This window comes from Aeromonas sp. FDAARGOS 1408 (genome assembly GCF_019048665.1).
GTDB lineage: Bacteria > Pseudomonadota > Gammaproteobacteria > Enterobacterales > Aeromonadaceae > Aeromonas > Aeromonas dhakensis.
On the sequence record NZ_CP077394.1, the window covers coordinates 4,522,501 to 4,539,691 of the forward strand.

The window sequence follows — 17,191 nt, forward strand, 5'->3', positions numbered from 1 at the left end:
TGCTCCTAGTACGAGAGGACCGGAGTGAACGAACCTCTGGTGTTCGGGTTGTCACGCCAGTGGCACTGCCCGGTAGCTAAGTTCGGAATCGATAACCGCTGAAAGCATCTAAGCGGGAAGCGAGCCCTGAGATGAGTCATCCCTGACCCCTTGAGGGTCCTAAAGGGCCGTTGGAGACCACAACGTTGATAGGCGGGGTGTGTAAGTGCAGCGATGCATTGAGCTAACCCGTACTAATTACCCGTGAGGCTTAACCATACAACACCCAAGAAGTGTTCTAAGGCTTGTAGCAGATACCGAGAACGAATAACTAAATCAGCTTTTTCAGATTGAAGATTTTTGCCTGGCGGCAATAGCGCAGTGGAACCACCTGACCCCATGCCGAACTCAGAAGTGAAACGCTGTAGCGCCGATGGTAGTGTGGCATTCGCCATGCGAGAGTAGGACACTGCCAGGCACCCAATTAAACGGTGATGTGCAAAACCACGTTACTGGCTGCGAGGATGACACCTCATAAAGAAGCGGCAAAAGATTTAGCGAAAGCTAACCGAATGCGGAGCGGTAGTTCAGTCGGTTAGAATACCGGCCTGTCACGCCGGGGGTCGCGGGTTCGAGTCCCGTCCGCTCCGCCACTAACAAGAAGCCCAGTCGAAAGACTGGGCTTTTTTTCGTCTCACTTTCCCCGGATCCCCTCTTTTCTCCTTACTTACTTCAGTAAAACACGCAGAGCCAAACGGTGGTCATGTCGGGATGGGTCCACTCGACCCTGTGCTTCTGGCGGGCAGGGATATTGATGTGATCTCCCGGCCCCAGCTGGACCAGCTGCTGTTGTTGGGTTTGCGGATCGATGAACAGCAGGCTGGCTTCACCCTGCACCACCAGGATCCACTCATGTTCATCCTGATCGTACCATTCGCCGGGGGCCGTCTGATGGCCGTGGGAGAGAATGCGCTCGATCCTCAGGTGATTGGTGCTGACCAGATCCTGAAAGAGTTCGGTGGGGAGTGGCGAGGGGATATCGTTCAGCAGATTGCGGGTGTGCATGGGTATCTCCCGTCTGGCGGCGTGAAGGGTTACCTGCAGTATAGGTGGGTCGTTTACGCTCGCAGGGGAAGAGGGGCAGCCTGAACCCGTCATATCTGTGCCCGAACGAGAACGTTCCCTGTGATTTTGATGAAAAAATCAGGGAAATCGCTGCAATCCGGATAAATTCTTGCTATTTTGCGCGCCATTCACGCAAACGATTTCCTTCACACTTTCAGGATTAGTTATGGCAAAGCAAGATATGGCCGCCCAATCAGGGAATGGCGGCTTTCTGGACTCTTATTTTTCCATTTCTGCGCGCGGCAGCAGCGTGCGTCAGGAGCTGGTCGCAGGGCTGACCACCTTCCTGGCGATGGTCTACAGCATCATAGTGGTGCCGAACATGTTGGGTGCTGCTGGCTTTGAGCAGGGGCCGGTGTTTGTGGCGACCTGTTTGATCGCCGCTTTCGGCTCCCTGCTGATGGGGCTGTGGGCCAAGCTGCCGATGGCCATCGGTTGCGCCATCTCCCTCACCGCCTTTACCGCCTTCAGCCTGGTGCTGGGGCAGGGGCTGAGCATTCCGGTGGCGCTGGGCGCCATCTTCCTGATGGGGGTGCTGTTCACCCTGATCAGTGTCACCGGCGTGCGCCAGTGGATCCTGGACAACCTCCCCTCCGGCATCGCCCACGGCACCGGCATCGGTATCGGCCTGTTCCTGCTGCTGATCGCCACCAACGGCGTCGGCATGGTGATCAAGAACGAAGGAGCCGGTCTGCCGGTACAACTGGGTGAAGTCACCGCCTTCCCGGTCATCATGACGGTGCTGGGTCTGGCCGCCATCTTTGGTCTGGAACGTCGCAAGGTGCCGGGCGGCATCCTGATGGTGATCATCGCCATCTCCATCCTCGGCCTCATCTTCGACCCGAAAGTGACCTGGCAGGGCTTTTTCGCCATGCCGAGCCTGACTGGCGAGAAGGGCTCTCTGGTTGGCAGCATGGATCTGTTGGGTGCCCTCAATCCGGTGGTGATCCCCACTGTGTTGGCGCTGGTGATGACAGCGGTGTTTGACGCCACCGGCACCATCCGTGCCGTGGCTGGTCAGGCGGGCCTCATCAACGAGCGTGGCCACATCATCAGTGGCGGCAAGGCATTGACTGCCGACTCTGTCAGCAGCATGGTGGCAGGCGCCGTCGGTGGTGCACCGGCTGCCGTCTACATCGAGTCCGCCGCAGGCACTGCCGCCGGTGGCAAGACCGGTCTGACCGCCGCTCTGGTTGGCGTGCTGTTCCTGCTGATGATCTTCCTCTCGCCGCTGAGCTATCTGGTACCGGCTTACGCCACCGCACCGGCGCTGATGTACGTCGGCCTGCTGATGTTGGGCAATGTCACCAAGCTGGACTTCAACGACTCGGTCGATGCGCTCTCCGGCATGCTGTGCGCCGTCTTTATCGTGCTCACTTGCAACATAGTCACCGGCATCATGCTGGGCTTCGTGGCCCTGGTGATCGGTCGCCTGTTTGCCGCCGAGTGGAAGAAGCTCAACATCGGTACCGTCATCATCGCCGTGGCGCTGGTTGTTTTCTATGCCGGTGGCTGGGCCATCTAACCCGTCAGCTTATTGAGGTTGTAGCGAAGGGCCCCTGCAGGGCCCTTTTTGTTGGCTGTGAGGCGGCTAACAGTTTTGCTCTTATTTGCTCTGCACTGTTTCAGATTGAAACGCCAACCCCTCTTCTGCTGTTTCAAATCCGAACCAAACAGCCCGTCATTTTTATCCTCTTTTCTGCCGTTAGACTGGCTCCATCAACCATTTGCCCACCCGAGCGGTGGCAAGCCAAGGAGTGAGCCATGAAGAAACTGATCAATGCCGTCGATGCCGTGGTCCGTGAACAGCTGATGGGGATGGCAGCCGCCCACCCCGAGCTCAAGGTGCGTATCGAGCCCCACTTCATCACCCGTGCCGATGCTCCCGTGATGGGCAAGGTGGCGCTGGTTTCCGGCGGTGGCAGCGGCCACGAGCCGATGCACGGTGGCTTGGTGGGCAAGGGGATGCTGGATGGTGCCTGCCCCGGCGAGATCTTCACCTCGCCGACTCCGGATCAGATGTATGAGTGCGGTCAGGCGGTCGACGGCGGTGTTGGCGTGCTGTTTCTGGTGAAGAACTACACCGGCGACGTGCTCAACTTCGAGACTGCGGTCGAGCTGCTGCACGGTGACGGGGTCAAGGTGGGCTTCGCCCTCATCGATGACGATGTGGCGGTGAAAGACAGCCTCTATACCGCCGGTCGCCGTGGCGTTGCCACGACCGTGCTGTGCGAGAAACTGGTCGGTGCCGCCGCCGAGGCGGGCTACGATCTGGCGCGCTGCGAGGCGCTGGCCCGTCGCGTCAACAACCAGAGCCGCACCATAGGGGTAGCCATGCATGCCTGCACAGTTCCCGCTGCCGGCAAGCCCTCTTTCACCCTGGCGGACAACGAGGTGGAGTTCGGCGTCGGCATCCACGGCGAGCCGGGCATCGAACGTCGCCCCTTCAACGACCTCAACGCCCTGGTGGACGACATGTTCAAGGAGCTGGTCGACAACACCCCCTATGGCCGCACCCTGCGCCACTGGGACAGAGCCTCCGGCAGCTGGCAGGAGGAGCACACCTTCATCGAGCCGTTCAACAAGGGCGACCGGGTCATCGCACTGGTCAACAGTCTGGGCGGCACCCCCATCTCCGAGCTCTACGGCGTCTATGGCCGCCTCGCTACCCTGTGCGAAGAGGCGGGCATCCATCTGGTGCGCAACCTGATCGGCCCCTACTGCACCTCCCTCGACATGACCGGCATCTCCATCACCTTGCTCAAGGTGGATGACGAGCTGATGACCCTGTGGGATGCCCCCGTTCACACCCCCGCCCTGCGTCGCGGCTGCTGAGGAATATTCATGTTAAGCAAGCATCAAATCGTCAACTGGCTGCTCGACTGCGAGCACATCTTCACCGAGCAGCGTGACTACCTCACGGCGCTGGATACCGACATTGGCGACGGCGACCACGGCCTCAACATGCAACGCGGCTTCGCCAAGGTGGCCGAGAAGCTGCCGGCGGTGGCTGACAAAGACATCGGCCAGGTGCTGAAAACCACCGGCATGACCCTGCTCTCCTCGGTCGGCGGCGCCAGCGGCCCGCTCTACGGCACCTTCTTCATCCGGGCTGCGGCCAGCAGCGATGCCTGCCAGAGCCTGACCCTCGGCCAGCTCGGCAAGATGCTGAGCGACGGGGTGGAGGGGATCGTCTCGCGCGGCCGCGCCGAGCCGGGTGACAAGACCATGTGCGATGCCTGGTGGCCGGCCCTGGCCGCCCTGCAGCAGGCGGAGCAGCAAGGCTTGCCGCTGCCCGAGGCGCTGGACAAGGCGGTGGCCGCCGCCGCGGCCGGCACCGAGGCCACCATCCAGATGCAGGCTCGCAAGGGGCGCGCCAGCTATCTTGGCGAGCGCAGTATCGGCCATCAGGATGCCGGGGCCACCTCGACCCTGCTGCTGCTGACCGCCCTGTGTGACAGAGCGAGGTTGTAGACATGATCGGAATCGTAGTGGTCTCTCACAGCGCCCAGCTGGCAGCCGGCTTGAAAGCGCTGGCCGATCAGCTGGGCAGCCCGGCGAAACTGTTGCTGGCGGCCGGGGTCGATGACCCTGACCACCCCATCGGCACCGACGCCATCGCCGTGATGAGTGCGATTGAAGAAGCGGATGACGGCAGCGGCGTGCTGGTGCTGATGGATCTGGGCAGCGCCCTGCTCAGCGCCGAGACCGCCCTCGAGTTGCTGCCCCCCGAGCTGAGTGCCCGGGTGCGGCTCTGCCCGGCCCCGCTGGTCGAGGGCACCCTGGCCGCCGTGGTGGCGGCCGGTTCCGGCCTGACGCTGGATGAGGTCGCCGCCGAGGCACTCGGCGCCCTTGGCCCGAAACAGGCGATGCTGCCGGGCAAGGCGGAGCCGCAGGCCGTTGAAGCCGCTCCAGCCCCTGACGACGGCGGGCTGCGCTGCGAGGTGGTGGTAGACAATCCCCACGGCCTGCACGTGCGCCCCGCCGCCCGCCTGGTGGCCGCCCTCAAGCCCTTTGCCGCCGAACTCAAGCTGCAGAAGGGGGAGAAAGAGGCCAATCCCCGCAGCCTGACCCGACTCACCATGCTCGATGTGCGCCAGGGGGACACGCTCACCCTGCTGGCACGCGGGGAGGATGCCGAGGCCGCCTTGGCCTGCTTCCAGCAGCTGGCTGCGGAGCGCTTCGGCGACTGACGCCACTGTTTCAAGGCGCTGCACTCGCTTACTGAGCCGGTGCAGCCCCATTCAAGACGAAGGACTCCCCGGCACTGCCGCCCCTTCGCCTCCTTTAGTTTCAAAAGAAGTCTTACGAAATAAAGAGAGAGGGATAAAATATGGACCGCATCATCATCAGCCCCAGCAAATACGTGCAAGGCAACGGGGCCCTCGCCAACATAGGCAACTACGTCAAGGCACTCGGCGCCAAGCCGCTGATCCTGGCCGACGCCTTCGTCACCAAGCTCGTTGGCGATACCGTGGCCACCAGCTTCCACGGGGCAGGCATCCAGCCCGAGTTCGACTGCTTCAACGGCGAGTGCTCCCGCCCCGAGATCGACCGCCTGCTGGCCCGCTGCAAGCAGACGCCATTTGACGTCATCATCGGCATCGGCGGCGGCAAGACGCTGGATACCGCCAAGTCGGTCGCCTTCTACCAGCAGGTGCCGGTGGTCATAGTGCCGACCATCGCCTCCACCGATGCCCCCACCAGCGCGCTGGCGGTCATCTACACCCCGGAAGGGCAGTTCAGCGAATACCTGATGATCCCGACCAACCCCAACATGGTCATCATGGATACCGGCGTGGTCGCCCGCGCCCCGGTGCGGCTCTTGGTCTCCGGCATGGGGGATGCGCTCTCCACCTACTTCGAGGCGCGCGCCAACAAGGTGTCCGGTTGCCAGACCATGGCCGGTGGCGCCTCCACCCTGGCGGCGCAGGCCATCGCCGAGCTCTGCTACCAGACCTTGCTGGCCGATGGCTACAAGGCCAAGCTGGCGGTAGAGCAGGGGCTCTGCACCAAGGCGGTGGAGAACATCATCGAGGCCAACACCTATCTGAGCGGCATCGGCTTCGAGAGCAGTGGTCTGGCCGCCGCCCACGCGGTTCACAACGGCCTGACCCAGCTCGCCGAGTGTCATCACCTCTATCACGGTGAGAAAGTGGCGTTCGGTACCCTGGTGCAGCTGGTGCTGGAGAACGCACCGATGGCGGAGATCGAGACCGTGCTGGGTTTCTGCCGCTCCATCGGCCTGCCCACCAACCTGCATATGATGGGGGTCAAGGAGCTGGACATGGCGCGCCTGATGGACGTGGCCAAGGCCTCCACCGCGGAGGGGGAAACCATCCACAACATGCCGTTCAAGGTCACCGCCGAGGATGTGTTGGCGGCCATCGTCACCGCCCATCAGCTGGGGCTGTAACGACCAGCCAGCTTGCCATAGAAAAGGCCCCGCCACTGCGGGGCCTTTTTCATGTTCTGCGAACCGATATGCAATGGCTCGGACTGGCGTCAGCCGTGGTAGTTGGCAGGATCGATCTCGAGCAGCTTGAGCCGCCGCCAGAGGGTGGTGCGGCTGATGCCAAGATGCTGGGCCATCTGGCTCACCTGCCCCTTGCAGGCGTGGGCGCAGCGCAAAATGGCCTGGCGCTCCAGCTCCGCCAGGGTGAGCAGCGGCTGCCCCACCACCTCGTCCGCCACCCGCTGATAACCGTGCCGAATGGCGGCCGGCAGAGCCTCCGGCGGGATTGGCCCCTGACCGGCGTGAAGCAGGGCATGCTCGATGGCGCTGCGCAGCTCCCCCAGATTGCCGGGCCAGGGATAGGCGAGCAGGCAATCGAGGGCCGCCGGACTGAACTGGCGCACCGGCTCGCGCCCCTGCGCAGCCAGCTGCTGGCTGATGAGACCGGGCAGATCGGCGCTGCGCTCGCGCAGGCCTGGCAGCCACAGCTCGCACGCCTGCAGGGCATAGAGCAGCTGGCGGCCGAAGTGCCCCTCCTGCACCTTCTGCTCCAGCGGGGCGCTGCTGGTGGCGATGATCCGCACCTTGAGCGGCAGGATACGGGCCGAGTCGAAGCGCTGCAGGCGACCTGTCTTGAGCAGTTGCAGCAGCGCCGCCTGCATGGGGGCAGAGAGGCACTCCACTTGCTCCAGCACCAGGGTGCCGCCGTGGGCAAGCTCGAACTTGCCGGCCCGCTCCTGTCCGGCCTCATCGGAGCCCATCAGCTCCAGCGCCATCCGCTCGCTCGGCAGGGCCTGACAGTTGAGGGTGATGAGCGGCCCGGCGGCCCGTTCGCTGCCGAAGTGGATCGCCTCCGCCAGCTGGGCCTTGCCCACCTCCTCCTCGCCGCGCAGCAGGATGGGGCCCTGGCTTTGGGCTGCCTGCCGGGCGTAACGCAGCAGCTTGCGCATGGCGCTCGACTCCCCCACCAGCGCCGACAGCTCGGGTACCGTCTGGCGCAGCTGACTGATGGCCCGCAGCCGATCGACCGGGTGCAGCAGGGCGATAAAACTGACCCCCTCCGGCCCCGGCAGCGGCTTGAGGCTCACCAGCGCATTGATGAACTCCCCCTCCTGCGCGCCGAGCCGCTCCAGCGTCACCTCCACATGGCTGAGCGGGGTCTGCCCCCTGATGGCCAGCTGCAACCGCTGGGGCAACAGCAGGTGCTGCTCCAGCGGCTGGCCGAGGCAGAGCGCCGGATCGAGCCGCAGCCGATTGGCCGCCAGCGCGTTGAGGTAGCGCAGCCGGCCCTGCGGATCCCAGGCCAGTACGCCATCATCCATGCCGTCCAGCAGGGCGTAGAGCTCGCTCAGGTGGTGCTGGGACTCCTGCATCAGGGTCTCCATCTGCAGCAGGTGGGCCAGCTCGCGCCCGGCGCTGACGGTGAGCGCCAGATCGCCGGCGCTCGCCTCTTCCACCTTGCAGGTCAGCGCCATGATGGCGACCTGACGGCCGTTGCTGTTGTAGACCGGGCTGGCGCAGCAGTGCCAGGGGTGCAGGGTCTGATTGAAGTGTTGGGGGCCGCTGACGCAGAGCGGCATCCCTTCCAGCGCCGCCAGGTTGATGGCATTGGTGCCAATGCGCCCCTCGCTGAAGAAGGCTCCTGGGCCAAACCCCAGCGCCGCCAGCTCACGCAGGGTGTCGGGGTGACCGGTCTGGGCCAGCAGGCAGCCGCTCTCGTCGGTGAGCAGCAGGGCACAGGGGCGCCCCTCCATGAATTCGTAGAGATCCTCGAGTGCCATCTCGCCGGTGGTGAGCAGGTCGCGCTTGCGCTGGCGCAGGCTCTGCAAGGTCTGGCCCTTGGCACTGTGGGGCGGATGCCAGAGGGTGGCGCTGGTCTGGTGAGCGCAGCGCAGCCAGGAGGCCTGCAGATAGTCAGGCCAGTCCCGGGCTGGCGGCATGGAGGCGGACAGGATGGTCACGACAAGATCCGGCAAAGAGACGAACGCCTATTTAACCACCCTTGCCGGCCCGATTCAGTGACCTGCCTCAGAGGGATGGCAACCCCGCCATCCCTCCGATCGGATTCGCCCCCGAATTTGGCGACAAGGTCGCCGCCGGTGGCGGCGGCATTCACTGCATCACCCTGCACCAGCCAGCCTGATACTCCCTTGCCATGAACTGACGGGGCGCTTTGGCGCCCCTGTTTTCCTCTCAGCAGTCCTCAGATCCCTGTCATGCCGATCTCGTCCAGCTGCACATGGGCGGGTTGACGCAGTGTGTAGAGTACGGCCTCGGCCAGATCCCAGACCTGCAACCAACCGGGTTTGCGCTCATCCGCACAGGCCGGTGGTGGCACCTGGACCAGGCCGGGACAGAGGGTGTGAACCCGAATGCCCTGATGCTGGACTTCTTCCCGCAGCGCCTTGGCAAACCCCAAGACGGCAAATTTGGCGGCGCAGTAGACGCTGGCCCTCGCATAGCCGTTTTTGGCGGCCTGGGAGGCGATGTTGATGATGGTGCCGTGGCGTCGAGACAGCATGTCCGGCAGGCAAGCCTGGGTCAGCAGGAAGCTGCCCTTGGCGCAGGTGTCCATCACTCTGTCCCACTCCGATTCCGGCAGATCCTGCACCAGATAATCGCTGCCGACCCCGCTGTTGTTGACCAGCAGATCGATGGGGCCGAGCAGTGCGCTGGCCCGGGCATGCTGGGCTCGAACCTGGGGAGCATCGCAGACATCCAGCACCAGAGGCAGGACTCTTACCCCGTATTGCGTCGAGAGGCGGGTAGCCTCTTGCTCCAGCAGGGCGTGGCGACGGGAGGCCAGCACCAGCTCCACCCCTTCCCGAGCCAGCGCCTCGGCGATGGCCAGCCCAATGCCGCTTGCGCCGCCGCTGATCAGGGCGCGGGTTGCTCTCAGTTCGTTCATCTGTTGTTCCTCCTGAATGGTGGCGCCATTGTGGTGGGCGGCAGCGAGAGGGAACAGGGGGAGAAAGGGGTTGGCTCGAACCTTGGTTCGGATTTGGCGGAAAACGTTCGAACTTTGGTTCTGTGCCGGCACAAGGCCTTGCTCTTTGGCTCTTGTCTGTAAAACAACAACGCCGCCCTCTCGGGCGGCGTTTGACCTTATGACAGTGCCTTGTCATGAGGTAGGGCGTCTACCTTGTCACCGGTAGGGTGGTCACCCTCCTTGATCCAGGCATCCAGCAGGGTGTAGCCCACTGCCAGCACCACGGGGCCGATAAAGAGGCCGATGATCCCCATCGCCAGCAAGCCGCCGATAACCCCCACCAGAATGAGGATCAGCGGCAGGTCGGCGCCGCGCTTGATCAGGAAGGGACGCAGGAAGTTGTCCATGGTGCCCGCCAGCAGCGACCAGACCAGCAGGAAGGTGCCCCAGGTGGTGTCGCCGCTCCAGTAGAGGTAGCCGACGCAGGCCAGCAGCACCGGGAAGGGGCCAATCTGGGCGACGATCAGCAGGAACATCACCACCACCAGGATCATGGTGTAGGGGATGCCGGCAATCAGCAGACCGATACCGGCCACCGAGGATTGCACCAGGGCGGTCACCACGACCCCCATGGCCACGGCGCGGATCGCCTGTGAAGCGAGCACGGTGGCATTGTCGCCGCGCTCGCCGGCCAGCCGGTGGGCGAAGCGACGAATGCCGGTCGCCACCACTTCACCGGAGTGGTAGAGCAGGCCGCAGATGCCGACGGTCAGCAGGAAGTGGACGAACAGCAGCCCCAGATTGCCCGCCTGGGAGGCGAGCCAGCGGGCGGTCTGGCCGAAGTAGGGGGCCAGCTTGGCGAACAGCACCTGACCACCGCTCGCCAGGATCTGCTGCCAGAAGTCATAGAGCTTGCCGCCCACCAGCGGCACCTGCTGCAGCCAGAGCAGCTCGGGGGGCGGGGAGTGGCTGATGGTGGTGCCCAGCTCGATCAGCATGGGCGCCTTCTCCGCCACGTTGGCCAGCGCCATGAAGAGCGGAATGACGAACATCAGCAGCAGCACCAGGGTCATGAAGAGGGCCGCCAGGGCGCGCTTGCCCCACAGCAGGCGCTGCACCATCAACATCAGCGGCCAGGTGGCGATGGTGATCATGGTGGCCCACACCAGCGCGGGCAGGAAGGGGCGTAGCACCATGAAGCAGGAGACGATGAGGAGGCTGATAAACAGCACTCCCAGGGTTATCTTGGCTAAATCCACTTTTTTCATATTCATAGCAATCCCTTGTCAGGGCCTGGGCCCTTGGGTAGCGGGTCATTATTCACGAGAGAGAGTATCCACCAGAGACCGGCGCTCAACCAGAGCCCCAGGCAACAATAAAGCAGCCACTGACCGAGCAGAATGAGCCAGGAGCTGGTCAGCCAGAGCGGCAGCGCCCACCACAATGCCCCCAGCGGCAGGCCACCGAGCAAGGCCAGCAAGGGGAGGCGCCAGCCGGCCGGCGCCGTGCGCGGCAGCGGCAACATCATGCCGAGGGTCAACCCCAGGCTGAAGGTGGCCAGGCCCGCCAGTGCCGAAGATTGGCTCCACCAGGCGGCCAGCGCGCAGGCGAGGGTCAGCCCGGCCCAGCCCCAACGACTGGCAGCCAGGCCGGCGAGGCGGGGATACAGGGCCAGCAGCAAGGCGCCAAGCAGCAAACCGGCCGCCACGTCCGACAGGAAGTGTACCCCGAGCCAGACCCGGGCCAGTCCGGTCAGGGTGGCCAGCAGCAGGGCCAGGGTGGCACTGCGCCAGGGGTTGGCGGGCCAGCAGGCTCTGAGCAACACGCCCCAGAACAGCAGCGCAGAGGCGGCGTGGCCGCTCGGCATGCCGAAGCCCTGGGCGCTGCCCTGTGCCAGGGCGGGGTCGAGATGGAAGGGTCTGGGCCAGCCAATCCCCTCCTTGGCCAGCTGCACCAGCAGGGTGAGGGTCAGCATGGCCAGCAGCAGTTGGCGCACCCGGGGCCAGCCCAGCCAGGGCAGCAGCAAGGGTAGCAGGGCAAGCTGAAAGGCGGCTGAACCGAACAGGTTGCTGACCTCGAGCCAGCGCACCTGGACACCGAGCCAGGTCTGCAGCTGGTGGATCAGCGGGACTTCCATGCGGTGCAGTGCATTGCCTTCACCACGAAAATTGGGCAGCCACAGCACGGGGCTGTCGGGCATGGCGGCCAGTTGGGGGGCCAGCCAGCTGAGCTGGGCCGGGAAGCGGCGTTGCTCATCCGGCAACCGGGCCGGCGCGATCAGCCTGGCATTGAGGATCTCGCCGCCCAGATTGGGGGCCTGCAGCAGAGAAACAAAGCCAGAGCCGGTCTGTGCACGGATGGGCTCCAGGGTCTGACAGGCAAACAACAGGGCGCGCTGCCATGGCCCCAGCTCGGCGACGACCCTGCCCCGCAGGCCGGTCTCTTCATACAGCTCCCGCAGCGCCGCCTGTTGCGGCGTCTCTCCTGCATCTATGTAGCCACCGGTCAGGCTGTAGCGGGAGGAAACCCTGTCTTGCACCAGCAACAGCTGCTGCTGGTGCTTGACCACGCAGACGGCCGCCGTCGGGGCGGCAAGGAGGGGCGGTGACGACAGCAGGAGGCAGAGCAGCAAAAAACAGTGGCGCAAAATGAAGGCCTGACCGATAGGGGGTGATGGGCACAAGCGTCACAGAAATCAGATAGTTGGGCAATGGTTTGTGGCCGGACGCCGGGGCCGGGCCGGCGTGGCAAGCGGGCGACCCGGCGCGCAAGGATTGCCGTGGGGTAAGGCAGTCCCTAGTATTGGCAGCTATGTTATTTCCATGCAGCAAACCTTGGGACCTTCCATGAAACAGTTTGGTTTTTTTCTGGGCATCGCCATCGGTGTCATCCTGATCCTGTTCGGCAGCATCGTCATCTTCCAGGCCCTGCCTGCCGCGCTGGACGTGCTGGAGATGCCGAGCCGCATCCCCTTCGTGCGTGAGGTGTACACCTGGCTGATGACCAGTGCCAGCGGCCTGACCGGTCAGCTGGAGCAGAACTTCCTGGAGGCGTTCCAGACAGTGCTCAAGCTGATCCTGCTCATCACCTTCATGTGGGTCTGCGTCAAGCTGGTCAACATGGGGGTCCTGATCATCCGGGCCGGGGTCGACCTCATCCGCACCGCCATCGAGCACAGCGAGGGCGCCCAGAACAAGAAGTCCGAGCACGACCATCACTTCCAGTGAGCGGCTCGCACCATGAAACAGGCCACCTTCGGGTGGCCTGTTTGTATCTGGTACTTACTCTATTCGCGGTAGGTGATCGGCCGGAGGTGGCTGCACCACATCCTGGTAGCGGGCGATGAGCTGCTTGAAGGCCTCCCCCTGTCTGACCTTGTCGAGCGCCTGCTGCAGACGGGCGACCTGCTGTTTGTCCGCCGCCGGGTTGAAGGCGAAGCAGTTGTCCTGATCCGCCAGGGTGGCGACGGTGACGAAAGTCTCGGGGGCAAAGCCCAGCTGCCTGGCCTGATGAAACAGCATCACCTCGTTGCCGGCCACCAGATCGGTGCGGGCCATGATGAGCTGGCGTACCACCTGATCCATGCGCTCCACCGACATCAGGTTGGCGGGGCTGATGCCCCGGTTGAGCAGCAGCTGCTCCCCCACGTCCGCCTGCATCACCCCGATCTGCAGCCTGGTCAGATCGGCCTTGCCGGTCACCTTGGGGGCATCCCGCTTGCGGCCCACCAGCGACACCCGCGAGTGGCTGATGGGGCAGACCCAGAGGAAGTGGGGATCCCGCGCCCGGGTGTGGGCCGTGGTGAACAGCACGGCATCCGGCTGCTGGGTCAGCAGGTACCAGGCCTTGGCCCAGGGCATGAAGTGGATGGGCTGCTCCGGCTCCCCCATCTCTTGCCACATCAGTCTCAACAGCTCCACCGCCAGGCCGGTGCTGTTGCCCTTCTCATCCTGGCCGTTGAACGGCATGTTCTGCTCGGAGTAATAGGTGAACGCCGAGGCGGGCAGGGCGGCCCCCAGACAGCAGCAGACAAACAGACCGAGCAGACGCGACATGGCAGCACTCCTTGCGAAAAGTCGTCTTCATCCAGTTTAGGGAGTTATGCCGAGAAGTTCATGATTTCCGCTGCCAGGGAGCGGGCGGGAGGGGAAAACAGCCAGGCCATCTTGCGATGGCCTGGGGAGGGGTTACTTGAGCAGAGCTTCCATCTCGGCTTCGGCGGCGGCGCGCGCGGCTTCGGCCTTGGCAGCCGCATCGGCGACCGCCTTGCCGGCGGTGGTGGCATCCGCGCTGCTGACCGCCTGCTTGGCGGGCTCTGCCACTGTCTTGGCGGCTTGCTGCTGCACGGTGGCAGCGGCGCTGCTGACCGCCTGCTTGGCGGGCTCGGTCACTGTCTTGGCAGCTTGCTGCTGCACGGTGGTCGTGGCGTTGCTGACCGCCTGCTTGGCAGGCTCGGTCACGGCCTTGGTGGCCTGTTGCTGCACGGTGGCAGCGGCGCTGCTGACCGCCTGCTTGGCGGGCTCGGTCACTGTCTTGGCAGCCTGCTGTTGCACGGTGGCCGTGGCGCTGCTGACCGCCTGCTTGGCGGGCTCGGTCACCGTCTTGGCGGCCTGCTGCTGCGCGGTGGCAGTGGCGTTGCTGACCGCCTGCTTGGCGGGCTCGGTCACCGTCTTGGCGGCCTGCTGCTGCGCGGTGGCTGTGGCGTTATTGACCGCCTTGCCGGCTTGTTGCTGGGCCGAGGTGGCGGCGCCGTTCACGACCTGCTGGGTGCTGTCCGCCATGGTCTTGCTGGCGCCCTGCTGCAGGGAACCCAGCACGCTGCCGAAGAGCGAGCTGCCGGTGGCCGCGCCGCTCAGGCTGTTGGTGGCACCGGAGAGCGCACTGGCTGCCGGATTGCCCTGCGCCTGCCAGTTCTGCATCTCGCTGGGCCAGCTCGGAGTGCTGGCCGCCAGGTTTTCGCCAAAGACCTGGGGCGTGCCGTCGCCCTTGAGCAGCATCACGGACATCTGGTTGGTCTGCGAGTTCCAGACCATGCCTGCCTGTTTGGCCACCTCGGGCATGGGAGCATAGCGGGAGACCACGTAGAACAGTGGCCCCTCCTGCTGCAGCTCGTTGGCGGTCTTGAGCAACTGCATGGTGCTGTCGTAGTTGGGGCCGAGGATGGCGGTCATCCGGTCCTTGATCAGGGGCTGTTCAAACAGGTTGGCCTGGTTGGGATCGAAGCCGACCAGGGGTTTGAGCAGGGCCCACATCAGCTGGCTGGTGGGGCTCATCATCAGCAGGGGGGCAACGCAGGCGGACAACATCAGGCTCAGGCAGGCCGCCTGGAGCAACGGCATGATACGCATTGGGATAATATCCAAATAACGATTTGATTAATAAGGTTATATTTGTCTGGGGCCGACAAATTCAACGGGTTCTCCTGGCCCGGTTCTGAGACGGGCGGGCAGGCGCTGGCAGGCTACCATATTGGCTTGGGAATGCCAGAGAGGGCACCGCTTATTAATCAAGTTTGTGCGGCTGCCGGTCGCTTCCATTCTTCATCAAGCGAGGAGTGACATCATGAATTCAGGCAAGAGGGCAGGCGGCTGGCTGCTGCTGGCACTGCTGGGCGGTGCGACCGGTATCGGCGTGGCGGCAGAACCGAAGCGGACGGAAGTGGGCAGCGAGCTGGTGTTGCCGCTGGGATCGCTGCCGGAGCAGGTCTGCTGGTATCAGGATCAGAAGTATTCGGCAGGGGCCCGGATCCGGCAGGGTGGTGACTGGCTGGAGTGCGCTGCGCAAAACGAACAGGAGAGCAATGGGCCTCTGGTCTGGCGCGAGCCACAAAGGGCGTCGGATGCGGCTGGCAAGGCGACGCAGAGCGGCACCATCACCGTGGGCCAGTGAGGCTTTTCTTGATCCAGCTAAAGACATGGACGTGACCTCTATCGCATAATGCGGCTCTTTTCCTCTCTTGACTGGGACTTCAGAAATGGCTCGTCGCTCTTCCAACACTCAACGTCGTCGCAACAGCTGGTGGTACAAACGCCTGTTGGTACGGGAACGTGCAGAGCGCGAAGCGCGTTCCGTTCGAGATTGATACTGCAGTGAAACACGGAGCCTCTGGCTCCGTTTTTTATTCATCATGCGCCGTGATGATGCGGGGGCCCTTGGGCCCCTGTTTTGTGTGTCTGCCGCCCGGTGCTGCCCCATGACGATGGGACGCCGAATTGCCCGCGCAAATAACCGTGGCAGGGGGATGACCGGACCCTTCTGATACTGCATGATGAAGTTTTCGAGAAGGAGCCTCAGATGCAGATCACCATTCGTCACGCCGAACCGGCCGATGCCCCCGCCTTGCGGGATCTCTATGCCATGCCCAATGCCCAGGCGGGCACTCTGCAACTGCCCTATCCAACCCTGGGGGTCTGGCAGAAGCGACTGGAGAGCGGCAGCGTGGTGGCGCTGGTGGCTGAGGTCGACGGTCTGCTGGTGGGGAATATTTCACTCCATATCGAGCCCAACCCCAGGCGCAAACACGTGGCCTGTATCGGCATGGGGGTGCGGGATGACTGGGCGGGCAAGGGAGTGGGCTCCGCCCTGTTGGGGGCCGCGCTGGAGATGGCTGACAACTGGCTCAACCTGCGCCGCATCGAGCTGACCGTCTATGCCGACAATGCAGCGGCGCTGGCGCTCTATCGCAAGTTCGGCTTCATCGAGGAGGGGCTGGCCCGTGGTTTCGCCTTTCGCCAGGGTGAGTATGTGGATGCCCTCTACATGGCGAGGATCCGGCCATGATCGACTACCGCCGCCGGCTCATCCCGGTGCTGCGGGCGCTGGAGCAGGATCCGGATCTCACCATCGAGGCGCTGGCGGAGCGGGCCTGTCTCTCCCTCTACCATTTTCATCGGGTGTTCACCGCCGTGGCGGGGGAAGCTCCGGGCGAGATGTGCCGGCGCCTGCGCATGCAGCGTGCCGCCTGGCAGCTCTGCTACACAGATGCCAGCGTCACCGCCATCGCGCTGGGGGCTGGGCTCGGCAGCTCCCAGGCGTTCGCCAAGGCGTTTCGTCGCTACTATGGCTGCACCCCGGGGGAGTTTCGCCGCGACAAGGGCAAGAATGGACACCTGGAGAGCAAGGATGGACACGCATGGGATGGTCTGTCCCCTTATGCTGAAGGCCACTCATCAGCAAGGAGCAACACCATGAAAACCGTCGAGATGGATGCCCGTACCCTGGCCTATGTGCGGGTCACCGGTCCCTATGGCGAAGGCTATGACGCCGTCTGCGGCCGCCTGCACCAGTGGGCCGCCGCCCGCGGGCTGGAGGGCGGGGAGTGGATCTTCATCTACCACGACAACCCTGAGGTGACGCCGCCGGCCCAGTGCCGCACCGATATCGGCATCACTGTGCCGCCCCAGACCCGGGGCGAGGGGGAGGTGGAGACCCAGCTCATTCCGGCCGGCCGTTATGCCCAGTCCCGCTACCTCATCACCGATCGCAGCCAGTACGGGCCGCGCTGGCAGGAGCATGTGGGCGACATAGTGGCGGCCGGGCTGGAGTTCGGCAGCGGTCCCTGCTTCGAGCTCTACCACAGCGTGAGCAACGATCCCCTGCGCGACGACGTGAGCTTCTGCTCCAGCGTGCGCTAGACGTGCGGCAATAAAACGAGGCGCCTGTGGGCGCCTCGTTTTATTTGGGATGAAGGCTGACCGTTACCT

General features: G+C 64.1%; 16 protein-coding genes, 1 tRNA gene and 2 rRNA genes (1 of these 19 cut by a window edge). 12 read left to right on the top strand and 7 right to left on the bottom strand.

All coding sequences use genetic code 11. The annotated features are described in order from the left end of the window. From I6L38_RS20940 to I6L38_RS20950, 3 genes are all read left to right on the top strand, one after another. Positions 1–258 (top strand): 23S ribosomal RNA (locus tag I6L38_RS20940) (it extends 2,631 nt beyond the left edge of the window). Positions 259–342: 84 nt separating this feature from the next. Continuing rightward, positions 343–457: ribosomal RNA gene (gene rrf, locus I6L38_RS20945) — 5S ribosomal RNA — on the top strand. A gap of 98 nt (positions 458–555) precedes the next feature. Then, positions 556–632 (top strand) — tRNA-Asp (locus I6L38_RS20950). A gap of 79 nt (positions 633–711) precedes the next feature. Here I6L38_RS20950 and I6L38_RS20955 read toward each other — a convergent pair. Then, complete coding sequence (locus I6L38_RS20955) at positions 712–1,044, bottom strand: cupin domain-containing protein (RefSeq protein WP_005306245.1); 333 nt, start codon at positions 1,042–1,044, stop codon at positions 712–714. 226 nt (positions 1,045–1,270) lie between these two features. Between I6L38_RS20955 and I6L38_RS20960 the strand changes: the two genes are divergently transcribed. The 5 genes from I6L38_RS20960 (at position 1,271) to I6L38_RS20980 (ending at position 6,520) form a co-directional block, all read left to right on the top strand. Then, the gene (locus I6L38_RS20960; RefSeq protein ID WP_162512999.1) at positions 1,271–2,629 is read left to right on the top strand and encodes an NCS2 family permease; all 1,359 of its coding nucleotides are present in this window, start codon (positions 1,271–1,273) and stop codon (positions 2,627–2,629) included. A gap of 239 nt (positions 2,630–2,868) precedes the next feature. Continuing rightward, positions 2,869–3,939 (top strand): dihydroxyacetone kinase subunit DhaK, encoded by a 1,071-nt coding sequence (gene dhaK, locus I6L38_RS20965; RefSeq protein ID WP_216988892.1) that lies wholly within the window; start codon positions 2,869–2,871, stop codon positions 3,937–3,939. 9 nt (positions 3,940–3,948) lie between these two features. After that, a complete protein-coding gene (gene dhaL / locus I6L38_RS20970) occupies positions 3,949–4,578 on the top strand; it encodes a dihydroxyacetone kinase subunit DhaL (RefSeq protein ID WP_017787918.1) in 630 nt (209 codons plus the stop codon). A 2-nt stretch (positions 4,579–4,580) separates the two neighbouring features. Then, entirely contained in the window at positions 4,581–5,297 is a 717-nt protein-coding gene (gene dhaM, locus I6L38_RS20975; protein WP_216988893.1) for a dihydroxyacetone kinase phosphoryl donor subunit DhaM, read from the top strand. A 140-nt stretch (positions 5,298–5,437) separates the two neighbouring features. After that, positions 5,438–6,520, top strand: a complete 1,083-nt coding sequence (locus tag I6L38_RS20980; RefSeq protein WP_216988894.1) for a glycerol dehydrogenase — start codon at positions 5,438–5,440, stop codon at positions 6,518–6,520. An 89-nt stretch (positions 6,521–6,609) separates the two neighbouring features. Here the strand turns inward: I6L38_RS20980 and dhaR are convergent, their stop codons facing one another. From dhaR to I6L38_RS21000, 4 genes are all read right to left on the bottom strand, one after another. Next, complete coding sequence (gene dhaR, locus I6L38_RS20985) at positions 6,610–8,520, bottom strand: dihydroxyacetone kinase operon transcriptional regulator DhaR (protein ID WP_216988895.1); 1,911 nt, start codon at positions 8,518–8,520, stop codon at positions 6,610–6,612. Between the two features lie 242 nt (positions 8,521–8,762). Further along, entirely contained in the window at positions 8,763–9,467 is a 705-nt protein-coding gene (locus I6L38_RS20990; RefSeq protein WP_095591589.1) for an SDR family oxidoreductase, read from the bottom strand. A 197-nt stretch (positions 9,468–9,664) separates the two neighbouring features. Then, positions 9,665–10,762 (bottom strand): AI-2E family transporter YdiK, encoded by a 1,098-nt coding sequence (gene ydiK / locus I6L38_RS20995; RefSeq protein ID WP_017785510.1) that lies wholly within the window; start codon positions 10,760–10,762, stop codon positions 9,665–9,667. Then, positions 10,759–12,138: a phosphatase PAP2 family protein gene (locus I6L38_RS21000; RefSeq protein WP_201882895.1), complete on the bottom strand. Its 1,380-nt coding sequence runs from the start codon at positions 12,136–12,138 to the stop codon at positions 10,759–10,761. The genes ydiK and I6L38_RS21000 overlap by 4 nt, the downstream gene beginning before the upstream one ends. A 196-nt stretch (positions 12,139–12,334) precedes the next feature. Here I6L38_RS21000 and I6L38_RS21005 point away from each other — a divergent pair, with 196 nt between their 5' ends. Continuing rightward, positions 12,335–12,715 (top strand): hypothetical protein, encoded by a 381-nt coding sequence (locus tag I6L38_RS21005; RefSeq protein WP_005306207.1) that lies wholly within the window; start codon positions 12,335–12,337, stop codon positions 12,713–12,715. A gap of 54 nt (positions 12,716–12,769) precedes the next feature. Here the strand turns inward: I6L38_RS21005 and I6L38_RS21010 are convergent, their stop codons facing one another. Beyond that, positions 12,770–13,543, bottom strand: a complete 774-nt coding sequence (locus I6L38_RS21010; RefSeq protein ID WP_005306204.1) for an ABC transporter substrate-binding protein — start codon at positions 13,541–13,543, stop codon at positions 12,770–12,772. 132 nt (positions 13,544–13,675) lie between these two features. Then, positions 13,676–14,836, bottom strand: a complete 1,161-nt coding sequence (locus tag I6L38_RS21015; protein ID WP_216988896.1) for a hypothetical protein — start codon at positions 14,834–14,836, stop codon at positions 13,676–13,678. A gap of 214 nt (positions 14,837–15,050) precedes the next feature. Here I6L38_RS21015 and I6L38_RS21020 point away from each other — a divergent pair, with 214 nt between their 5' ends. The 3 genes from I6L38_RS21020 to I6L38_RS21030 all read left to right on the top strand — a co-directional run bounded on the left by I6L38_RS21020 (position 15,051) and on the right by I6L38_RS21030 (position 17,122). Further along, positions 15,051–15,377 carry a YnjH family protein gene (locus tag I6L38_RS21020; RefSeq protein ID WP_216988897.1) on the top strand — a complete coding sequence of 109 codons (327 nt, stop codon included), beginning with the start codon at positions 15,051–15,053 and terminating at the stop codon, positions 15,375–15,377. 405 nt (positions 15,378–15,782) lie between these two features. After that, positions 15,783–16,268: a GNAT family N-acetyltransferase gene (locus I6L38_RS21025; protein ID WP_005306188.1), complete on the top strand. Its 486-nt coding sequence runs from the start codon at positions 15,783–15,785 to the stop codon at positions 16,266–16,268. Further along, the gene (locus I6L38_RS21030; RefSeq protein ID WP_201900334.1) at positions 16,265–17,122 is read left to right on the top strand and encodes a GyrI-like domain-containing protein; all 858 of its coding nucleotides are present in this window, start codon (positions 16,265–16,267) and stop codon (positions 17,120–17,122) included. Before I6L38_RS21025 ends, I6L38_RS21030 begins: the two co-directional genes overlap by 4 nt. Positions 17,123–17,191: the final 69 nt, after the last annotated feature.

Coding starts and splice junctions, on each gene's coding strand:
- I6L38_RS20955 (WP_005306245.1), bottom strand. CDS start 1,044: ATGCACACCCGCAATCTGCTGAACGATATCCCCTCGCCACTCCCCACC.
- I6L38_RS20960 (WP_162512999.1), top strand. CDS start 1,271: ATGGCAAAGCAAGATATGGCCGCCCAATCAGGGAATGGCGGCTTTCTG.
- dhaK (WP_216988892.1), top strand. CDS start 2,869: ATGAAGAAACTGATCAATGCCGTCGATGCCGTGGTCCGTGAACAGCTG.
- dhaL (WP_017787918.1), top strand. CDS start 3,949: ATGTTAAGCAAGCATCAAATCGTCAACTGGCTGCTCGACTGCGAGCAC.
- dhaM (WP_216988893.1), top strand. CDS start 4,581: ATGATCGGAATCGTAGTGGTCTCTCACAGCGCCCAGCTGGCAGCCGGC.
- I6L38_RS20980 (WP_216988894.1), top strand. CDS start 5,438: ATGGACCGCATCATCATCAGCCCCAGCAAATACGTGCAAGGCAACGGG.
- I6L38_RS20990 (WP_095591589.1), bottom strand. CDS start 9,467: ATGAACGAACTGAGAGCAACCCGCGCCCTGATCAGCGGCGGCGCAAGC.
- ydiK (WP_017785510.1), bottom strand. CDS start 10,762: ATGAATATGAAAAAAGTGGATTTAGCCAAGATAACCCTGGGAGTGCTG.
- I6L38_RS21005 (WP_005306207.1), top strand. CDS start 12,335: ATGAAACAGTTTGGTTTTTTTCTGGGCATCGCCATCGGTGTCATCCTG.
- I6L38_RS21010 (WP_005306204.1), bottom strand. CDS start 13,543: ATGTCGCGTCTGCTCGGTCTGTTTGTCTGCTGCTGTCTGGGGGCCGCC.
- I6L38_RS21015 (WP_216988896.1), bottom strand. CDS start 14,836: ATGCGTATCATGCCGTTGCTCCAGGCGGCCTGCCTGAGCCTGATGTTG.
- I6L38_RS21020 (WP_216988897.1), top strand. CDS start 15,051: ATGAATTCAGGCAAGAGGGCAGGCGGCTGGCTGCTGCTGGCACTGCTG.
- I6L38_RS21025 (WP_005306188.1), top strand. CDS start 15,783: ATGCAGATCACCATTCGTCACGCCGAACCGGCCGATGCCCCCGCCTTG.
- I6L38_RS21030 (WP_201900334.1), top strand. CDS start 16,265: ATGATCGACTACCGCCGCCGGCTCATCCCGGTGCTGCGGGCGCTGGAG.